The sequence below is a fragment of the Saccharopolyspora rectivirgula DSM 43747 genome (assembly GCF_000497205.1).
Lineage (GTDB): Bacteria > Actinomycetota > Actinomycetes > Mycobacteriales > Pseudonocardiaceae > Saccharopolyspora > Saccharopolyspora rectivirgula.
On the sequence record NZ_AYJW01000017.1, the window covers coordinates 1 to 15,040 of the forward strand.

Consider the following 15,040-nt stretch of genomic DNA (forward strand, 5'->3'; position numbering starts at 1 on the left):
CCTGCGAGCCGCCGGCGCCCCGATCCCCGAACACCACACCCAGATCAGCATCGACCTGCGGCAGGACTGGCCGAAAGCCCTGGTCGAGAACGGCTTCTCCCCGCAACTGCCGACCGCGTGGATCGCCGAAGGCCTGCTGCCCTACCTGCCCACGAAGAGCCAAGAAGAACTGCTCAGCTCGATCGACGAGCTCTCCGCCCCGGGCAGCGCCCTGGCCGTGGAAGCCTTCGCCCACCCCTCGAACCTGGACATCTCCGACTTGGGCATCGACGTCGACGAACTGGCCAAGATGACCGGCACACCGTCGTCCATAGAGGACCTCTTCTACGAAGGCGAGAACGTCGACTGCAGCGATTGGCTTTCCGATCGCAAGTGGACGGTCAAGTCCGAGTCCCCGGAGGAGTTCGCCAGCTCCCGGGAATTCCCCCTCAAGGGCCAGCTCATCCCGATTCTGGAGCGGACCTCCTTCATCACCGCGACCAAGAACTGAACCGCCCTGGTCCCCTCCGCTGATCGGGGAGGACCGGGAAGCCGACGCCCCCACGAGGGCCAGCAGGGGAACTTCCCCGCCGAACCCGGCGGGGAAGTTCCCCTGCTTCCTTTCGACCACCTCGTGCCACGGGCGGAACGAGAGCCGGGAACCACTGCGCTGAGCGAGGGAAGATGACCGGTCAGCACCACATCGCGGATCGCTGCGCGGGACCGCGTCCGGGCAACCACCGGCCACCGAGAGGAGCACCGCCGTGGACGAAGAGCGCACCGCCGAGGACGGCTTCCCCGCCTGGTACCGCTGCTGCGGCAACGGCGTGAACATCCGCACCGCCCCCGATGCGGGAGCGACTTCCGTGGGCCAGCTGCAGTACGACGACCGCGTCCTGGTCACGGGCCTCTCCGTGTCAGGAGGCGCCTACGGCGCCCACTGCGACAGCCGCCCCAGCGACCAGTGGTACCCGGTCGACCGCGGGGGCCAGACCCGCTACGTCATCATGACCTGCCTGGAACGGGTCTGAACGAGTTCCCGCAGCCACCCCGGCGAAGCCGGGAGCGCTCGGCCGCGTTCCGGGACGGCAACCAGGTCTTACTCCCCTGGGCGCGGCCGCCGGTCCGGCGCATCTTTTCCGAGTACGACTTCTCGTCGACAACGGGGTGGCACCAATGGCAGTCACGGCCACGAGAACGGCAGCCACGATCAGCGAGCTGCGGGAGCAAGCCTGGGGACGGGTGCTCACCGAGCAGGACGAGGGGTACGACGAAGCCCGCAAAGTCCAGAACGCGATGTTCGACCGGCACCCGAAGGTCATCGTGCGGTGCGCAACCGCCGGGGACGTCATCGCCGCGGTGAACCACGCCCGGGACAACGGCCTGGAGCTGGCCGTGCGCGGCGGCGGGCACAGCGTTCCCGGGTTCGGCACCACCGAGGGCGGTGTGGTCGCCGACCTGTCGCCGATGAACCACGTCCGGGTCGATCCGGCCGCGCGCACCGCCCGCGCCGAAGGCGGGGCCACCTGGGGCGACTTCAACGCGGCCACGCACGCGTTCGGGTTGGCGACCACCGGCGGCATCATCTCCACCACCGGGATCGGCGGGCTCACGCTCGGCGGCGGCATCGGGTACCTGGCCCGAGGGCTGGGGCTCTCCTGCGACAACGTGATCTCGGCGGACGTCGTCACCGCCTCCGGGCAGCTGGTCACCGCCGACGAGGAGCAGAACGCGGACCTGTTCTGGGCCCTGCGCGGCGGGGGCGGCAACTTCGGGGCCGTCACCTCGTTCGAGTACCGGCTCAGCCCGGTCGACCAGATCTACGGCGGCCCGGTGTTCTTCGAGCTCGAGCACGCGGAGCGCGTGCTGCGGGCGTACCGCGAGCACATCGCCGACGCGCCCGAGCAATTGGGGGCTTTCCCCGCCTTCCAGATCGCCCCGCCCGTGCCGTTCATCCCGGAGGACCGGCACGGAGACCCGATGGTGGCGATCATCGCCTGCTGGGCCGGGCCGCTCGAAGAAGGGCCAGCGGCCCTGCAACCGCTGCGCGACATCGCCCCGGTGGTCGCCGAACACCTCGGGCCGATGCCGTACCCGGCGCTCAACAGCGCTTTCGACGCCCTGGTCCCACCGGGTCTGCAGCACTACTGGAAGGCGAACTTCGTCACCGAGCTGACCGACGAGATGATCGACGCCCACCTGCGGTACGGGCCGGAGGTGCCGACGGTCAACTCCACCGTGCACATCTACCCGATCAACGGGGCCTGCCACCGGGTGGCGCCGGACGAGACGGCGTTCGCCTACCGGGATGCGAACTTCGCGACCGTGATCGCCGGGATGTGGCCGGACCCGGCCGACAACGAGGCCAACACCGCTTGGGTCCGCGACTACTACGCCGCCACCGCTCCGCACAGCGCGGAAGGGGGCTACATCAACTTCATGGCCGGGGACGACCAGGACCGCATCCGAGCGAACTACCGGGGCAACTACGACCGGCTCGTCCAGATCAAGCGGCGGTACGACCCGGACAACCTCTTCCACCTCAACCAGAACATCCACCCCTGAGGGCGGGCGGAACACCACGGCTCCGCGGAAACCGCGCCCAGGTGTGCGAAAAGCCGGCCCCCGCTGCTGCGGGGACCGGCTTCGTCAGCGGTAGCGGTGGGATTTGAACCCACGGAGGCTGTTAACCTCACGCGCTTTCGAGGCGCGCTCCTTCGGCCGCTCGGACACGCTACCGCCCGCAAGGGTACCGGTTTTACCCCGAAGCCGAACAAGGGGGGGTCACCGCCAGCTGCGCATGGCTCCCGCCAGCTTGGTGCGGGCCCGGCAGAGCCGGCCGCGAACAACGCTCTCACCTGCACCGATGCGAACACTGATCTCGTCGCTGGACAAGCCCGCCACTTCGGCGAGCAGCCACACGTCCCGCTGCCGGGCCGGCAGCCCGGCCAGCGCTCGCCCCAGAGCTCGCACCCCGGCTCCCGCCTCGGCAGCGCGCTGCGGGTCGATGTGACGGGACTCACCCAGGGTGGTCGAGCGTTCCGGCAGCACCGCCACCAGCTCGGTGCGCCGACTCCGGCGGCTCCGGAGCACCATGAGGCAGCGCCGCCGCGCCACCTGGAACAGCCAGGCGCGCAGCGCGGCCGGATCGGACAGTTCCGCAGACCGCTGCCACGCGGTCAGCAGCACGTCCTGCACCACGTCCTCGGCTTCGGCGCGGTCCTCCAGCATGCGCACCGCCAACCCGAGCAGCTCTCGCGAATACCGGCGGACCAGGTGTTCGAAGGCGTTGGCGTCACCAGCGGCGACCCGCTGCGCGAGCACGGCATCGGTCAGCTCCACGACCCTCCCCGAATACGAAGAACCCCACCCCATGGCGGTGAGGCGGAGTTCATCGTCACAGCTCTTCAAGCCCGGCGCTGGTCGAGGCGCCCACCCCGGTGATCTTGATCGCTGCATCGGGAGAGGACCGGCGCTACTGGTCGCGGAAGCGGTTCTGCACGTCCTCGGCCTTGCCCTCGGCCCGGTCCTTGATGTCCTGGCCGGTCTCCTTGGCCTTGCCTTCGAACTGGTCCCGCTTGCCGGCGTCCTTCATCTCGTCCTTGTCAGCAGCTTGGCCAGCGGCTTCCTTGGCCTTGCCCACCCATTGCTGGGCTTGCTGCTTGGCCTTGTCGAACACGCTCATCGATCGCTCCGTTCCTCGGGTGCTCTCCCCGTCGCCTACCCGCTGCCCGGAGCTGGTACACCCGCCGCGGCCCGGTCACTCCCGGTGCTGGGTGAAGAAGTCCTCGAGCACGGCAGCGCACTCCTCGGCCAGGACCCCGCCGACCACTTCGGGGCGGTGGTTGTTCCGCTGGTCGCGCACCACGTCCCACAGGGACCCGACCGCGCCGGTGCGGGGCTCCCACACCCCGAACACCACCCGGGCCACCCGGGCGAGCACGAGCGCGCCCGCGCACATCGTGCACGGCTCCACGGTGACCGCGAGGGTGCAACCGGTCAGCCGCCAGCCGTCCCCGTGCACGGCGGCGGCCCGCCGCAGGGCGAGGATTTCGGCGTGGGCGGTGGGGTCGCCGAGCTCTTCGCGCTGGTTGTGCGCCTTGGCGAGGATCCTGCCGCGCTCGTCGGCGACCACGGCTCCGATGGGGACGTCCCGATCGGCCTCCACGGCTTCCTGCAGCGCAACGCGGACGAGTTCGGTGTCGCGGGTGAGACGGCTGTGCGTGATCACCCGTTGATTTTCTCCAGCATCCCGGCGAACTGGGGACCGAACCCGCAGCGCTGGGCGATCATCTCCAGCTGTTCGTCCGGGTACAGGTCGATCTCTTCGATGATCACCAGCATTTCGCCTTCCGGGAGGCCGAGGTCCTCCAGGATGGCCAGGTCGCCGGCCGGCCAGATCTCCTCGTCGTCCTCGTCCGGGGCGTCGACCCGCAGCAGGTCCAGCACATCGGCGGCGATGTCGTAGTCCAGTGCGGCCGCCGAGTCCGACAGCAACAGGTCCACACCACCGGGGATGGGCCGGATCAGCACGAAGAACTCGTCGTCTACATTGCACATGCCGAACACGGCTCCGGTGGACCGCAACTCGCGCAGTGCTGTGATGGCCTCGTCGAGACTGGCCAGCACCGAGCTGTCCATGAGGCTGCAGCGCCATTTGCCGTCTTCGCGCACCACGGCCACGGCGAAGCCTGGTACCGGCGCCTGGACCGTCATGAGAACACCGTAGAGCGTGTTGATGCCACCCGAAAGCACTATGCGGTCACGGCAGCCCTCCGGGGACGGATTGCCGCTCAACCGGGTATGTGGGCGCCGGCGTTCTCGGGCAGGATGGACGAATGCGTGCCGTGTGCGTTATCGGATTGGGACTGATAGGTGGCTCCGTGCTGCGGGCAGCGGCGCGGGCCGGGCGGCAGTGCTGGGGAGCGACGGCCTCGGCGCAGGACGCCGAGGCCGCGGCAGCTGACGGGTTCGAAGTGCTCAGCGTCGACCGGGCGCTGCGCCGGGCGTCTTCGCAGGACGCCCTGGTGGTGTTGGCGGTGCCGCTGCCGGCGCTGCACGAGGTGCTGCGGGAGGTCAAGCAGCACGCGCCGCAGGTGTTGTTGACCGATGTGACCAGTGTGAAGGCCCCGGTGGACGCGGAGATCCGCGGTCGGCTGCCGCAGGTCAGGTTCGCGGGTGGTCATCCGATGGCCGGGACGGCCGAGTCGGGTTGGGCGGCCGGCTCCGCAGAACTGTTCGACGGGGCGGCTTGGGCGGTCACCATCGAGAACGAGACCGAGCTGGTGGCGTGGCGGGAGGCGTGCCAGTTGGCGCTGGACTGCGGGGCCGAGGTGGTTCCCACTTCGGCGGCCGCGCACGACGACGCGGTGGCCCGGGTGTCGCACCTGCCGCACGTGTTCGCCGCGGTGCTGGCGGCCACCGGGGCGGACGGGGGCCCGCTGGCGATGTCGCTGGCCGCCGGTTCGTTCCGCGACAGCACGCGAGTGGCCGGCAGTCCCCCGGAGCTGGTGCGGGCCATGACCGAGGGCAACCGGGCGGCCTTGTTGGACGCGTTGGACGACGCGCTGGGCCGGATCGGGGCGGCGCGGGGTTCGCTGGCCTCCACCGGTTCCCTGAAGAGCACCATCGACAGTGGGTATTCGGCTCGGGAGTCGTACGCCGCGATGGCCGCCGGCAAGCGGACCGAGCAGGTGGTGCGCATCCCGGATGCCGGTGCGCTGCTGCAGCTCCGGGAGCTGGGTGATCAAGGGGCCCGGGTGGTCGCGCTGGACGAGGAGTCGGCCACCGTGGTCGTTCCGGTGTAGCGGTGGAGGAGAAGGAGGGGTCGCCAGCCAGAGCAGGGGCGACCCCTCGATGTTCCGCTCCGGCCACTGACGGCAGCACTCCCTTTTCCTCGAACGATCCGCTGCTCGTCAGCCTGGGCCGGGCGGTGGTGTTTTGCTGAGCCGCAGGCCACCAGGCCAGGTACTCGCCTGGTAACCCGGAAACTACCTCGGCCAAACCTGGTTCGCCTCCCGAGCGACACGTTCGTGGGATGCAGGAAGGGAACCTTCCTCTCCCCAGGACGGCAGTGCCTCGCCCGGTGATCATTCGCAGTTCCCGGGTTCGGTGGGATTGTCGGAGAACCGCCAGCAGCGCAACCGGTGCTTTTCGCTGGACCGACTCATTCTCAGAATTCGGGCATTTCTGGCTGGAACTCCCCTGACGGGATCTCGAATTCGATCAACGGCAATTAACCCGAAATTCGCGGTTGAAAAAATCGATCTCCCCCGTTAGCCATTCTTCCTCAAGATCACAAGGCGACACTCCGACCCGGCGCCGGAATCCCGCTTTCCGGAGCAGCCGCGCGCACCACCCCTCCTCGCCTCGCCGCGCTCGCGGATTCGCTTTGCAGCACAGGAAAACTCGCACCACGAGGGGAAGTGCGCGCGGGCAGCGCAACATCGAACCGCAATGATCGATCAGCGCGCCACCAGCTGCTTAACCCTTTTGTGGACACTGTAGACAGTCGAATTCCGGTGGAATAAACAATGATCTCCATTGGACACCCACTGCGGTGACAAAAGAGTTTCAACTCGCGCCGGGAAAGCGGCGGAGGTAAAAATAGACGCGCAATCTTCCGGATCGGAAAAGATCCGGCAAGGATCGCAGAAATCAGAAAGGAAAACTAATGCGCTCGTTGTCTCGTGCCTTCGTCGTTGGTGCCGTCACCCTGCCGCTGGCCCTGGCCGGTGCTGGCCTGGCCTCCGCTGCTGAGGCCCCGAACGGCCACCACCACCACAAGGACCCGTACAAGGTGATCCACAAGGAGATCGAGGCGGAGTTCGAGAACGAACTGGTCAAGGGGAACAAGAAGGTCCACGAGGACTCCTGGTCCCACAACAAGGTCAACTTCGACTGGAAGTGGGACTGGGACTACAACCAGGTGGCCATCAACACGGGCATCATCGAGAAGTGACACGCTCCTAGCGCGAACCGGGCCCGCCGCTGCCGGCGGGCCCGGTTTCCCACGTGCTCACAGCTCGGGATCGTAGCGCCCGTCCACAGCGGTCCAGCCGCCTTCGACGAACTGCACGGTTCCCGTCACGTAGGAGGCGGCGTCCGACGCCAGGTACACCACGGTGCCTGCGATCTCCTCCGGACGCGCCCAGCGCTTCAACGCGGTCGCCTCCGCGTAGGCGTCGTACCACCGCTGGTCGGCCTTGATCTGCTCGGTGAGAGGAGTTTCGAACGGCCCGGGAGCTATGGCGTTCACCCGCACCCCGGCGGGCCCGAGTTCCGCGGCCAGTGCGCGGCACAACTGCACGATCCCGGCCTTCGTCGCGGCGTAGAGGCCTTGCCCGGGTTCGACGATCTGCGCGCGGAAGCTGGTGAAAGCGATGATGCTGCCCCGTCCCGCCGCGGCCATGCAGCTGCCGAACTCCCGGAGCAGCCGGTAAGTTCCTCGCAGGTTGACGTCGACGACGCGATCGAATTCCTCGTCGGTGGTGTCCAGCAGCCGTTTGCGCACGTTGATGCCCGGGGTCACCACCAGCACCGCGGCGTCGGAGTGCTCCGCGGCCAGCTGCTGGACCTGGCCGGCCGATCGCACGTCCAGTTCGCACCAGGTCGCTTCCGCCCCCGGTCCACCGATCCGGTCGGCTGCCTTCTCCGCACCGGAGGCGTCCGCGTCGGCGATGACGACATGGGCCCCGTGCTCGGCCAGACCGGCCGCCGCGGCCCGGCCGAGCCCGCTGGCACCGCCCACGACCACCGCTTTCCGGCCATCCAGTCGGAACGAACTTCCCGGCTGCGTCATTTGGAACCTCCGGCCACAGCTGTTGGAACGTAGCCGGATCATGTGCCGCTCAGCCCAGCACGGCAAGACTCCGACCGGATGGCGCGCGATCGGGTGCTCGGCATTCATCGGGAACAAGAAAGTGCCGGCCCCGGAGCAGGGGCCGGCACTCATCCCGCAATCACCAGAGAGGCACGAAGTGCTGAATCGCTGGGCTCAGCCCTTTCAGTTGCCCACGGCGGTGGCAGCGTCGCCACCGTCGCCGCCGTCGCCGCCCTCGCTGTCGGCCTCGGCGTTGCACTGGTTGACGTCGCCGCCCTGGCCGAGCAGACCCAGGCTGATGCCGATCGGGATCAGGCAGTTGGCCTCGGCGTCGGCGTCCCCAGCCGCGCCGCCGGAACCACCGTCACCACCGGTGCTCTCGAAGGTGACATCGACGTCCTTGTCCTTCTTGTGGTGGTGGCCACCCTTGTCCGCCGCAACAGCCGGGCTGGCGAAGGCCAGCGCCGCGAGAGCGGAAGCCGCGGTGACGCCGATAACGCGCTTAATACGCATGCCGAATCAATACTCTCCTCATGCCGTTTGCTTGCCCACGCTTGCTGAACGGGTGGAATGCCGGACCCGTCATCCCGAGCCCGGCATTCCCCCGAGATCGCTGAAGGAGCTCGAATTGCCGAATGGCTGGTCGTCAGCCGCGGTTGCCCACAGCGGTTTCGGCGTCGCCGCCGTCGCCGCCGTTGCCACCCTCGCTGTCGGCCTCGGCCTGGCACTGGCTGACGTCACCGCTGCCGGCGAGGATCGCGCCCACGCTGGCGCCGATCGGGATCAGGCAGTTGGCCTCGGCGTCGGCGTCGTCAGCCGCGCCGCCGGCCCCACCGGCACCGCCGGTGCTCTCGAAGGAGGCCGTGATGTCCGTGTCCTTGTGCTTGTGGCCACCCTTGTCCATCGCGACAGCCGGGCTGGCGAAGACCAGAGCAGCAGCCGCGGTAGCGGCGGTCACGCCAAGAACGCGCTTAATGAGCATAGTGCACCCAATCTCTCCCATTACTTGAATGCCGTGCTGACCCGGAAGCGATTTCGTTCGAGCTCTTCACCGGCCAGCAACGAGAACACTCCCACGCAGCCTTGATCGGCTCCACTCCAGTACCACCAAAGTGGACACCACTATCCACTCTGCGGTGATTTTGATGTTCTCAGCGTGCCGATCTCGCTAACTCGGGAGAGGATGTCTGGCTTGCGTTCGTGACTCATTGAATATTCCACTTGCTCGCGAGAACAGCGCAGAACAAAACGGTTTCCATTTCACGCGACCAGCCGGAACGCGCTGACCGGAATTTTCCAAGCAAATGCTCCGCCCCCAGGTCGCCGCGGTGCTCCCCCGTCGGCGTTCAGCGCGCCACCCGTTCGCAGCGGTGCACTGCGGACAGCAGCGGCTGGTTCAGCTGCCCACCAACGCAAAAACCGAAAAGAAGTTCAGATCGCGCGGAAGTCGGTGGCCCGACGGACGACGGCTGACAGCTCAGCTGGTCACCCGCGGCCGACCGACGTGCTCGCGAGCACCGCCCCGCGAGAGCGGCGCGAGTTCCAAGTCCTGGACCTTCCCAACGAGCCCGACCGCACGGGCAGCACCGGCGAAGGGGGCCGCGCGCTCGCAGCCCGCCGCACCCGAACGCGGACGCCCGACCCCACGACCACCTCATCTCTTGGTGGTCTCGTCGATGCGGAGCGCGACTCCCAGCGCGAAGAAGGTGGGCGCCCATTCGCCGATGAAGATCCCCCACCGGTCGGCACGCGGTGTGTCCTCGGCGTTGATCGACGTCATCCAGGAGATCAGGGTCAGACCGATGGAGGCGAAACCAGCTATGAACATGTGGTCGGAGGGGATTCCCCAACTGCGGATGGTGGGTAGCACGCCCAATTCCTTGGTCATGTCAGCTCCTCGAGTTGAACGAAGTGTCCAATCAGGCCAGCAAGCGTCCACCCACCGGTATCGCCGAGCGCACTTCGCGATCGCCGGCTCCTCCGACAGCTCCCCCGGAAGCGGCGAACGCACGGCTTCATTCATCTATTTAGGACACTTGTTGGCCTCTGGCAGGTCAGGCTTACCCGGCCGACCTCGACCGCACACCTCGCCGGCACCGGAACTCCCGCGGCGAACTGGCGTTCGCGGCCGCGCACTCGACCTGAGGACGAACGAGAATTCGCGCGCCCACCTGCTCCGCCGCCCGCGGGACCTCACGAGCATCGAGCGCCCCCGCACCGCTCCTCGAAGCGCGCACCGCGGGAACGAGCCGTTCGCGACCGCTCGGGCGCCACGACAGCAGATCGATGTGACGCACATCTCGCACCCACCCGGAGCAATCACCTGGCGAGGCGTCGTGTCGCGCTAGAGCTCCACCGCGCTTTGCTGAACCATTCTTCTCGTGAGCAACCCCGAATCCGAGCACTCCCAGCAGTCCTCTTCCTCCGAGGACTACGAAGCCCAGTTCTGGCAGCGCATGAGCGAGCTAGGTGTTCCTGACGGCGAGGCCTGGGAGGCCTTGCTGGTGACGCTGGCGGAGATCGAAGGCGGAGCCGAACACCGCGATCCGTGGAAGGTCACCGCCGAACGCCTCGCCCAGAGGTCCCGATAGGGAACTGCGTTCTCCGCCGGGGCATCAGCGCAACACCGGCTCCGGAGCGGTTCCAGGCCGCTGTCCGGCGCCGGTGTTGGGATCTGCCGCGGTCGAGCGCGCCCACAGCAGCGAAGGCGAACAATTCTCGCACTCGCTGGGGTGAACACCCCGGATTACCGTCGGTCGTGAGCGCTCCCTCCGCTGCCGGTGTCCCGGCAGCACCCGTGGCCGGGACACCGGATGCAGCCGGGAACACCGCGCTGAACGGAACGCATCCGGAGGAGGAACCATGGCGACCCAGCACTCCCCGGCCGACGACATCGTCTACGACCTGGTGAGCGTGCAGTACCACGCCTTGCAAGGCGCCGAGAACAACGACAAGTACCGCGAGGACGCGCACGACCACGCCGAAGTCCGGGAATTCTTCGAAGAAGTGGCGAAGCAGGACGCCTGGCGCGCGCAGCGGTGCCACGAACTGCTCGCCAACCTCACCGGTGGCGGCAAAGGCCTGGGCTGACCAACGCACCACGGCCGACAACCGCACCGCGGCAACTCCTCCGCAACCCGCCCAGCCCGCCGACCACGGTCCTCCGCTGTGCCAGCGGGCGGACCGACCGCGACACCACCGAGTGCTCCGGGACCAGCGGATTCCGCGGCTGGTTCTCACCGAACAGCTGCACGACCTGCCCGATCCCGGTGCGCTCCAGTTCTGGACGACCCCGGCGGGCACCTGCTGCACCACCCCCACCGGTGAGGGCAGTGCGATCGATTTCCTGGCGGTGGTGGACGGACAAGACGCGGGTCCGGGACGCCGCACCGGACGAGATCGCCCGGGCCTTCCAGTGCTGGCACCCCGCGGTGCAGCACGCGGTCACCGCCACCGAGCTGCACCAGTGCTGGGCCTGTTCGGGCAGCGGCCGCTGAACCGCTGGCACCGCGGCCGGACCGTGCTGCTCGGCGGTGCAGCGCACGCGATGCTCCCGCGCCACCGGCAAGACGCCACAGCTCCACCACCTGCCAGCCCGCCGGAGACGGCGCTGCGCCGCTACGCGGCCTTGCGCCGAGCCCGCACCCGGTGGGGGCAGCGCAGCTCGCGGGTGGTTTCCGCACTGCTGCAGCGGATCCGCAGCCACGACGCGGTGGCCGCCGCGCGGTGAGCGCTCAGCCCCGCACAGCCCAGAACGGCGCCATCCGCTCCTCCAGCGCCTCGGCCTGCACCACCCGGTTCGCCACCCGGAACGCCACCCCCATCAGCACCACCGCCAGCAGGTCGCTGAAGGTCCACAGGGATTCCACGGGATGCGGGTGGTCGTGCGACCACACCAGCAGCGCCGAAACGACACCGCCGAAAACCGCGAGGAACACCAGCACCTGGAAAGTGCGCACCGCAACCTCCGAGATCCGCAGTGGTCTGTTGATCTGGAACCACGTTCGGCGCCACTGGTGAGTCGACCGTGAAGTCACGATGAAGGAAGTTTCATCGTTCAGCTGGGTCGAACACCGGTTCAACCGGGAGGTCGCGCGCCGTAGGCTTTCGCCGAACGGATCACCCGACCGTTCCGCCAGCACAACGGCGAACGGAGACGCGCATGTTCCTGATCATCGTCGGTTGTTTGCTCCTGCTGAGCTCGCCGGTGCTGCTCGGGTTCTCCCGGAAGGCCGGCAAGGACGCGGAAGCCCTCCAGCGGACGGGAACGACACCGGTGCCCAGGCTCGACGCGCTGCGCAGGACGACCGGTGACGCCGCGTTCCGCCAGCGCACTGCGGTTTCCGGGGTGGTGGAGCCGCCCCCGTCCCCGCTGGTCTCGCACCTGAGCGAAGTGCCGTGCGCGTGGTACCGGTTCGAGGTGCACGAGAGGTACCTCAAGAAGGTGCCCGGCCCCTCCTACAAGAACATGTTCACCGAGCTGGTGGCCGAGCACTCGTCGTCCGACCGGATCACCATCCGCGACGACCACAACGGCCGCATCACCGTCGAGCTGGACGGGCTCGCCGACTCCCGCCCGGAGGGCGCTGAGCTGGCCTACCGGCAGGAGGAGACCGAGCCGCCGGCCACCTACGGGATCCAGGCCCGCCCCGCCACCCACGACGGGGAGCGGTGCGGGTACGAGTACCGGGAATGGGTCGTGCACCCCGGGCAGCGGGTCCACGTCCTGGGCGAGGCCCGCGGCCGCGACGGGGCCCTGGTCATCGGGAAACCGTCGGACGGCAGCAAGTTCCTGGTCGCCATCGGCACCCGGGAGGACCTGCAGGAGAAGCGGGCCGGGGAGCGGAGGGCCAGCATCGGCTGCTTCGTGGTGCTCGTGGCGGTGGGGGTCGCGCTGATCGCCGCGGGTGTCGTGCTCTGAAACCGGCGGCAGCTGCTCCGGAGGAGTTCCCGGCCCGCTGCGGCACCCTTGTTTTCCACTGTGGACTATTCCGGGTGCAGCGGAAAACGATCGTCCATTGTGGTCAAAGATTGCGCGGCGCGGAACTCCGCACCGGGTCACAGCAGTTTCCGCAGCTCCTCCAACCGCACGTCGACCCGGGCCGACGGCATGCGGGCCGCGTGTTCCCCGGCCCGCTCGAGGATCTCCTCGGCCGCGTCCAGCTCCCCCAGCCGCGCGCAGGATTCGGCCAACCAGGTCAGGTAGAGCGCCACTTCCCGGGAGCGCTCCTCCGGGTAGTTCTCGAGGGCCCGCGACAGCAGGGGGATCGCCTCACCGGGCCGCCCGAGTTCGACGAGGCAGCGGCCCGCCATCACATCGATCTCGTTCCGGTCGAGCCAGTACACCCACTCCGGCTCCGCCACCCCGCGGTCCGCGTAGGCGTCGTCCACCGCGTCCAACGCCCGCAGCGCGCCACCCGCGTCACCTGCTTTGGCGCACGCCCACGCCACCCGCTCCAGCAGGAGAGCCCGCACCACCGGGGTGGCTCCATCGGCCCCGCGAACGGCTGTGCGCGCCAACAGCACCGCGTCCTCGACTTTCCCGGTGTTGGCCAACTGGTAGCTGAGCGTGGAGATCAGCTGGGCCCCGAGCACCCGGTCCCCGGCTGCTTGCGCGGCCTCCACCCCCCTCAGGTAGTACCGCTGCGCCTCGGCGAGACGCCCGGTGTCCCCGGCGACCCAGCCGGCGAGCTGGGCCAGCTCGCCGAGCACCGCGCACAGCTGCCGCCCGACGGGTTCGGAGAAGCGGGCGTCCCGCACGAGCTCCTCGGCCCGCCGCAGCTCCGCCGCCACCACCGGTAGCAGCACGCTGCTGCTGACCACGTCGTCGAGGCGGCGCAGCTCGACAGCGCGCCGCCCCAGCTCTTCCACCAGCGACGTGCCGATCTGCCTGCCGGCGCGGGTGTGCACCGCGGCGGGTGAGTCCGCGAGCAGCCACTCGTGCGCCACCCGCACCGGGTCGCCCGGGGCGGACAGGGGAACCCCGAGCACCCGCTCGTAGACGGCCACGACTTCATCGCTGACCGGGCGCTTGCCGGTTTCGATCATGCTCAGGTACGACCGGGTGAAGTGGGTGCGCCGCGCCATTTGGGCGAGGCTCAGCCCGGCACCTTCCCGCGCGGCCCGCAGGTCTGCCCCGGATGTCATCAGCGGCCCCCAGCTGTGAACACCTGTGAACGGCCGAAGTCTAGCGATCACTATGTGAGACGGAGAAGCTACTGGGAGCAACCATCCGGATCAATGCCCGGCCACGGGATCACCCCGTCGTGCGGGGCTTCCCGCCGCTGGGCGAATCCGTCAACGGCAGCCGAAACGCCTGCTCCAATCGGGTGCAGCACGGGCGAATGACCGCGGTGCGCGCAACAGACGCCCGGAACGACACCGATACAGCGGTTGGAAGCGTTTCACTGGGGGAAAAGTGCATTACTGGATGCCGATCGCCGAAGGAAGAGGAGCGAGACACGCCTTCTACGGGCGCCACTGGGACGGGAGGAAGCAGGACATCACCGTGTGCGGCCAGCACGTGTCGATCACCAGGCCGGACGAGATGGACTGGATCCTGTACCCCACCTGCATGACGTGCTGGAAGAACCTCGCCGAAGAAGGCGAAGCATCGACGAACAAGCCGCAGCGCCGGTGGTGAGCGCGCAACAACTCCACCGCGGAAGCCGCGGGCCGCCTCGAGTTCGTCGCCCCCCCCCGGTGGCCCGGAGGGTTTTGCGGCGAAAAGCCCTCGAGGTGTTGGGGTCAATTCACTTGGTGCCCCAGGGCTTCGAGGAGATCAGCATCCGCACCAGCGCGCAGGGCAGGATGGCGTCTCCGCTCTCGCGCAGCCGGACGAGGTTGCCCCACGATCCGGAGAGCTGCCCAATCGTCGTCTGCTCCGACTCCCGCTGCTCGTGGGCGTCGTGAGCCGCGTCCGGCGGGATGGACTCAGAAGAAGTCCTCGTCCAGGTGGATGGTGGCGGGCGCGCGTTCCCGCAGGCCGTCCAACACCTGGTTGATCACCTGGTGCAGGGCCTCGACCGAGACCGCGGAGTCGTCGCGATAATCCTCATTTGCCCAATGTGGACTTATGTTCGCGTTTTCCGCATTAGCAATGACTTCACGGCTATGGTGATCATCAGCTGCGCGCGGTCATTTGCGAACCACAACCCACGGGCAGCCCTCAACGATGCGGCCGGACAATTTGCCGCCTGAGGGCGCCAGGAGGAATGACAGCGCACAAGGCGCTGAAGC

The 15,040-nt window shown here is 68.4% G+C and carries 21 protein-coding genes and 1 tRNA gene; 11 read left to right on the top strand and 11 right to left on the bottom strand.

What is annotated here, in order from left to right; genetic code table 11:
• From SREC43747_RS0106835 to SREC43747_RS0106845, 3 genes are all read left to right on the top strand, one after another.
• Window positions 1–490, top strand: a 490-nt coding sequence (locus SREC43747_RS0106835; RefSeq protein WP_029720408.1) for an SAM-dependent methyltransferase, incomplete at its 5' end; no start/stop codon positions are given.
• 253 nt (window positions 491–743) lie between these two features.
• Window positions 744–1,010, top strand: a complete 267-nt coding sequence (locus SREC43747_RS0106840; RefSeq protein WP_029720409.1) for an SH3 domain-containing protein — start codon at window positions 744–746, stop codon at window positions 1,008–1,010.
• Window positions 1,011–1,155: 145 nt separating this feature from the next.
• Window positions 1,156–2,544 (top strand): FAD-binding oxidoreductase, encoded by a 1,389-nt coding sequence (locus SREC43747_RS0106845; RefSeq protein ID WP_029720410.1) that lies wholly within the window; start codon window positions 1,156–1,158, stop codon window positions 2,542–2,544.
• Between the two features lie 88 nt (window positions 2,545–2,632).
• On the opposite strand, the gene SREC43747_RS0106850 is transcribed toward SREC43747_RS0106845, so the two are convergent.
• From SREC43747_RS0106850 to SREC43747_RS0106870, 5 genes are all read right to left on the bottom strand, one after another.
• Window positions 2,633–2,718, bottom strand: a tRNA-Ser gene (locus SREC43747_RS0106850).
• A gap of 45 nt (window positions 2,719–2,763) precedes the next feature.
• A complete protein-coding gene (locus SREC43747_RS0106855; RefSeq protein WP_236623064.1) occupies window positions 2,764–3,321 on the bottom strand; it encodes an RNA polymerase sigma factor in 558 nt (185 codons plus the stop codon).
• 133 nt (window positions 3,322–3,454) lie between these two features.
• The gene (locus SREC43747_RS0106860; RefSeq protein WP_029720412.1) at window positions 3,455–3,664 is read right to left on the bottom strand and encodes a CsbD family protein; all 210 of its coding nucleotides are present in this window, start codon (window positions 3,662–3,664) and stop codon (window positions 3,455–3,457) included.
• Window positions 3,665–3,739: 75 nt separating this feature from the next.
• Window positions 3,740–4,210, bottom strand: a complete 471-nt coding sequence (locus SREC43747_RS0106865) for a nucleoside deaminase (RefSeq protein ID WP_269077858.1) — start codon at window positions 4,208–4,210, stop codon at window positions 3,740–3,742.
• Entirely contained in the window at window positions 4,207–4,695 is a 489-nt protein-coding gene (locus SREC43747_RS0106870; protein WP_029720414.1) for a tRNA adenosine deaminase-associated protein, read from the bottom strand. The genes SREC43747_RS0106865 and SREC43747_RS0106870 overlap by 4 nt, the downstream gene beginning before the upstream one ends.
• Before the next feature lie 122 nt (window positions 4,696–4,817).
• Between SREC43747_RS0106870 and SREC43747_RS0106875 the strand changes: the two genes are divergently transcribed.
• Both SREC43747_RS0106875 and SREC43747_RS0106880 read left to right on the top strand, forming a co-directional pair.
• Window positions 4,818–5,786 carry a prephenate dehydrogenase gene (locus SREC43747_RS0106875; protein ID WP_029720415.1) on the top strand — a complete coding sequence of 323 codons (969 nt, stop codon included), beginning with the start codon at window positions 4,818–4,820 and terminating at the stop codon, window positions 5,784–5,786.
• Between the two features lie 866 nt (window positions 5,787–6,652).
• Window positions 6,653–6,940, top strand: a complete 288-nt coding sequence (locus tag SREC43747_RS0106880) for a hypothetical protein (RefSeq protein ID WP_029720416.1) — start codon at window positions 6,653–6,655, stop codon at window positions 6,938–6,940.
• A 57-nt stretch (window positions 6,941–6,997) separates the two neighbouring features.
• Here SREC43747_RS0106880 and SREC43747_RS0106885 read toward each other — a convergent pair whose 3' ends face one another.
• The 4 genes from SREC43747_RS0106885 to SREC43747_RS0106900 form a co-directional block, all read right to left on the bottom strand.
• Window positions 6,998–7,780: an SDR family NAD(P)-dependent oxidoreductase gene (locus tag SREC43747_RS0106885; RefSeq protein ID WP_029720417.1), complete on the bottom strand. Its 783-nt coding sequence runs from the start codon at window positions 7,778–7,780 to the stop codon at window positions 6,998–7,000.
• 204 nt (window positions 7,781–7,984) lie between these two features.
• Entirely contained in the window at window positions 7,985–8,314 is a 330-nt protein-coding gene (locus SREC43747_RS0106890) for a hypothetical protein (protein WP_029720418.1), read from the bottom strand.
• Between the two features lie 133 nt (window positions 8,315–8,447).
• Window positions 8,448–8,759 carry a hypothetical protein gene (locus tag SREC43747_RS0106895; RefSeq protein WP_029720419.1) on the bottom strand — a complete coding sequence of 104 codons (312 nt, stop codon included), beginning with the start codon at window positions 8,757–8,759 and terminating at the stop codon, window positions 8,448–8,450.
• 696 nt (window positions 8,760–9,455) lie between these two features.
• On the bottom strand, window positions 9,456–9,689 hold the full coding sequence (locus SREC43747_RS0106900) for a hypothetical protein (protein WP_051387785.1): 234 nt from the start codon (window positions 9,687–9,689) through the stop codon (window positions 9,456–9,458).
• 493 nt (window positions 9,690–10,182) lie between these two features.
• On the opposite strand from SREC43747_RS0106900, the gene SREC43747_RS0106905 reads away from it, so the two are divergent.
• The 4 genes from SREC43747_RS0106905 to SREC43747_RS20970 all read left to right on the top strand — a co-directional run bounded on the left by SREC43747_RS0106905 (window position 10,183) and on the right by SREC43747_RS20970 (window position 11,531).
• Complete coding sequence (locus SREC43747_RS0106905; protein WP_029720421.1) at window positions 10,183–10,392, top strand: hypothetical protein; 210 nt, start codon at window positions 10,183–10,185, stop codon at window positions 10,390–10,392.
• Between the two features lie 271 nt (window positions 10,393–10,663).
• Window positions 10,664–10,891, top strand: a complete 228-nt coding sequence (locus SREC43747_RS0106910) for a hypothetical protein (protein ID WP_029720422.1) — start codon at window positions 10,664–10,666, stop codon at window positions 10,889–10,891.
• A 242-nt stretch (window positions 10,892–11,133) separates the two neighbouring features.
• Complete coding sequence (locus SREC43747_RS21275) at window positions 11,134–11,298, top strand: hypothetical protein (protein ID WP_160173038.1); 165 nt, start codon at window positions 11,134–11,136, stop codon at window positions 11,296–11,298.
• Window positions 11,268–11,531 carry a hypothetical protein gene (locus SREC43747_RS20970; RefSeq protein WP_152528340.1) on the top strand — a complete coding sequence of 88 codons (264 nt, stop codon included), beginning with the start codon at window positions 11,268–11,270 and terminating at the stop codon, window positions 11,529–11,531. Before SREC43747_RS21275 ends, SREC43747_RS20970 begins: the two co-directional genes overlap by 31 nt.
• Window positions 11,532–11,535: 4 nt before the next feature.
• Here SREC43747_RS20970 and SREC43747_RS21670 read toward each other — a convergent pair whose 3' ends face one another.
• Window positions 11,536–11,760 carry a hypothetical protein gene (locus SREC43747_RS21670; protein WP_152528341.1) on the bottom strand — a complete coding sequence of 75 codons (225 nt, stop codon included), beginning with the start codon at window positions 11,758–11,760 and terminating at the stop codon, window positions 11,536–11,538.
• 203 nt (window positions 11,761–11,963) lie between these two features.
• Here SREC43747_RS21670 and SREC43747_RS0106925 point away from each other — a divergent pair, with 203 nt between their 5' ends.
• A complete protein-coding gene (locus tag SREC43747_RS0106925) occupies window positions 11,964–12,722 on the top strand; it encodes a GIDE domain-containing protein (RefSeq protein ID WP_029720426.1) in 759 nt (252 codons plus the stop codon).
• Window positions 12,723–12,859: 137 nt separating this feature from the next.
• Here SREC43747_RS0106925 and SREC43747_RS0106930 read toward each other — a convergent pair whose 3' ends face one another.
• Window positions 12,860–13,948, bottom strand: coding sequence for a helix-turn-helix domain-containing protein (locus tag SREC43747_RS0106930; RefSeq protein ID WP_081722452.1), 1,089 nt, complete (start codon window positions 13,946–13,948; stop codon window positions 12,860–12,862).
• Window positions 13,949–14,219: 271 nt separating this feature from the next.
• On the opposite strand from SREC43747_RS0106930, the gene SREC43747_RS20515 reads away from it, so the two are divergent.
• Window positions 14,220–14,444, top strand: a complete 225-nt coding sequence (locus SREC43747_RS20515) for a hypothetical protein (RefSeq protein WP_236623065.1) — start codon at window positions 14,220–14,222, stop codon at window positions 14,442–14,444.
• The last annotated feature ends 596 nt before the right edge of the window (window positions 14,445–15,040 follow it).